4 protein-coding genes are annotated in these 3,339 nt (G+C 62.0%); 2 read left to right on the forward strand and 2 right to left on the reverse strand.

From position 1 onward, the window contains the following. Both ACYVDE_RS18035 and ACYVDE_RS18040 read right to left on the reverse strand, forming a co-directional pair. On the reverse strand, positions 1-180 hold a 180-nt coding region (locus ACYVDE_RS18035; protein WP_460502943.1), incomplete at its 3' end, for a hypothetical protein. A 148-nt stretch (positions 181-328) separates the two neighbouring features. Continuing rightward, the gene (locus ACYVDE_RS18040; protein WP_460502944.1) at positions 329-1,408 is read right to left on the reverse strand and encodes an NAD(P)-dependent alcohol dehydrogenase; all 1,080 of its coding nucleotides are present in this window, start codon (positions 1,406-1,408) and stop codon (positions 329-331) included. Positions 1,409-1,680: 272 nt separating this feature from the next. Between ACYVDE_RS18040 and ACYVDE_RS18045 the strand changes: the two genes are divergently transcribed. Then, entirely contained in the window at positions 1,681-2,040 is a 360-nt protein-coding gene (locus ACYVDE_RS18045) for a winged helix-turn-helix domain-containing protein (protein WP_460502945.1), read from the forward strand. A gap of 48 nt (positions 2,041-2,088) precedes the next feature. Beyond that, positions 2,089-3,339 (forward strand): TonB-dependent receptor (locus tag ACYVDE_RS18050; RefSeq protein ID WP_460502946.1); only part of this gene is annotated, 1,251 nt, incomplete at its 3' end.

Raw genomic sequence — 3,339 nt, forward strand, 5'->3', positions numbered from 1 at the left:
GTCCTGCACGGCCAGCAGGGCCAGGGTGCGCCCGTCCGACGCCAAGCTGACGCGGGGCGTGGGCGGGGCCAGCAGCAGGTCCTGCAGGGCCTGGGGCGGGGTCTGGTATTTGAAATCCTGGGCCTGGGCCATGGCGGCGGTGCTCAGCATGAAGGTGGCGGAAAGCAGCAGTTTTTTCATACGCGAAATCAGATTGGCGAAGATGACCTGAGGGCGGCCTATTGCCGCTGCCGAAAGGTAGTGACACCAACAAGAAGCCGGGCCTCCTTCACCGCAGTGAACGAAGCCCGGCTTTTCGGCAGCAGTTGCTACGGCTCAGGTTAAGCGCTTACGCTTCCTCTTTCAGCGAAGCCATATCGATAACGTAGCGGAAGCGGACTTCCTCATCCATCATCTTATCGAAGGCCTTGTTGATATCCTGCATCGGAATCAGCTCCACCTGCGGGGCAATGTTGTGCACGGCGCAGAAGTCCAGCACCTCCTGGGTTTCGGCAATGCTACCAATAATCGAGCCCGACACCGAGCGGCGGTGCATGGCCACTTCCATGTTGTTGAGCGCTGATTTGTAGGGTGCTAGTAGGCCCACCGTCGTGAGGACACCGTCGCGCTTGGCTAGCGTCACGTAGTCGTTCACATCGAAGGCATCGGGGATGGTGATGAGGATGAAATCGAACTTCAGCTCGTGCGCTTTCATGGCGGCCGAGTCGCTCGAAATCAAGACCTCGTGCGCGCCCAGCTGCTCGGCAGCGGCCTGCTTGTCCTTGTCGCGGGTTACGGCCGTGACGGTGGCACCCATTGCCCGGGCGATTTGCACGGCCATGTGGCCTAGCCCGCCAATGCCCACTACCGCCACGCTCTGGCCAGGCCCAACTTTCCAGTGTTTCAGGGGCGCGTAGGTCGTTACACCGGCGCACAAAATCGGGGCGGCCGCGCTGATGTCCAGGACTTTCGGGATGCTGAGCACGAAGGATTCCTTCACGGTGATGTTAGTGGAATAGCCGCCGAAGGTGTTGAAGTCCTTGTTCTGCGGCTTCATGTAGCCGTTGTAGGTGGCCGTCCAGCTCACGGGGCCTTCGCAGTAATTCTCTTCTTTTTCCTTACACGATGGGCACACGCCGCACGAGTCAATCATGCAGCCCACGCCCACGAGGTCGCCCACCCGGAACTTGGTGACGCTACTGCCCGCCTCCACCACGCGGCCCACAATTTCGTGGCCCGGCACGCAGGGGTAGATGGTGTTGTGCCAGTCGTTTTTCACCTGGTGCAGGTCGGAGTGGCACACGCCGCAGTAGAGAATGTCGATGTGTACTTCGTCGGCCTTGGGGGCCTGGCGCTCGATTTCCATTTCCGACAAGCCGCTGAAGATGGAATTGCTGGCGCCGTAGGCTTTGGTTTTGATGGTTTCCATAAGGTGTTTGGGAGAAGTGTTGGGATGGGGTAAGGCAGGAGAAAGAGCGGAAGGCCAGCCGTTGGCCACAAAGCTTGGCCCTTGGCACAGCTGCTACTTTTCAACGGCTTCGGCGGAAGGTGGTTGGGGTTTTGCAACCAAAAAATTCGGGCAAAAAGCGGCTCTAGCCGTAGGAAATGCCTATTCCAGTATTGCTATTTTTTTCTTTGCTACTTCCTGAACGGAGCGGCTGCCTGGCTCTTGGGCGGCGCCACTTGTCCCATCTTTACGCCATGAAATCCCTGCTCGCTCCCAGCAAAACCTACCGCCTCAACGGCCGCCTGTGGCTCGAAACCGACGAAGGCCGTTTCCTCGGCATTGGCCGGCTCGAGCTGCTGGAGCGCATTGCCGAGTTGGGCTCCATCTCGAAGGCGGCGCAGGCCATGGGCATGTCGTACAAGCGTGCCTGGGATTTGGTGAGTTCGATGAACGCGCAGGCCGCCGTGCCGCTGGTGAGCACCCAGACCGGCGGCACCAAAGGCGGCGGCGCCGTTGTCACGGATGCCGGCCAGGCGGCCATTGCCGCTTTCCGCGACTTGCAGGCGCGCTTTCAGGAATTCATGGCCGCCGAAACCCGTCGGCTGAGCGAATAACCATTGGCGGGCCGGCGCGTTATATCTTCGTAAATATAACGCGATTCTATGCCCCTTCGCTTACCCAATCGGCCCGGCCCGGTGCTGCTCGCGGCGGCCTGCCTGCCCGCTTTTGCCGCCCGCGCCCAAACCGTCGCCCCGGCCGATACCACCCGCAAAAAAGTCGATTTGGAGGAAGTTGTGGTGTCGGCTTCGCGGGTGGAAGAGAGCTTTTTGCAGTCGCCGGTGACGGTGGAGAAGCTCAACGCCCGCGCCATCCGGCTGTCGCCCGCGCCATCGTTTTTCGATGCCATTGAACACCTCAAGGGCGTGCAGGTGATAACGCCCAGCCTGGCTTTCAAGGTCATTAATGCCCGGGGCTTCGCCAATACCACCAACGTGCGCTTCGCCCAGCTCGTGGATGGCGTGGACAACCAGGCCCCTCACATCGGCGGGCCGATTGGCAATGTGCTCGGGCCGACGGACTTGGATATCAGCTCAGTGGAAGTCGTGCCCGGCACGGCCGCGGCGCTCTATGGGCTGAATGCCATCAACGGGCTGGCCAACTTCCGCACCCGCAACCCCTTCGATTCCGAAGGGCTGAGCGTGCAGCAGAAAACCGGCGTCAACCACTTGGCCGACCCCGCCACCGGGGCCCGGGTTTTCTCCGAAACCACGCTGCGCTACGCGAAGGCGCTGAGCCCGAAACTTGCTTTCAAGGTGAATGGCGGCTACCTGCGCGGCTACGACTGGGTGGCTCAGGACCAGACCGACATCAACCCCAACGGCAACGCCAGCACCGGCCTGTTCGGAGCCGACAACCCCGCCCGCGACCCGGTGAGCAGCTACGGCAACGAGTCGTCGGACCGCCGCAACCTCACGCTGGGCGGCAAAAGCTACTCGGTGGCCCGCACCGGCTACAACGAGCAGGATTTGGTGGACTACCACCTGCGCACGCTGAAGGGCGATGTGGCGCTGCACTACCGTTTCCGGCCCGGCACCGAGCTGGCCTATACCTACCGCGTGGCCAGCTTCGACAACGTGTACCAGCGCTCGAACCGCTTCCAGCTGCAAGGCTACCTGCTGCAGCAGCATGCTCTCACCCTCAGCACGCCTGTGGTGCAGGCCCGCGCCTACCTCACTCAGGAAAATACCGGCCGCAGCTACAACCTGCGCTCGATGGGCGAAAACCTCGACCGCAGCTACAAGCCCGACGCGCAGTGGTACAACGAATTCAGCAGCGCCTGGAACGCGGCCACGGCCGGCGGCCAGCCGATAGCGCAGGCTCTGGCTACCGCCCGCGCCGCCGCCGATGCCGGC

Source organism: Hymenobacter agri (genome assembly GCF_054778495.1).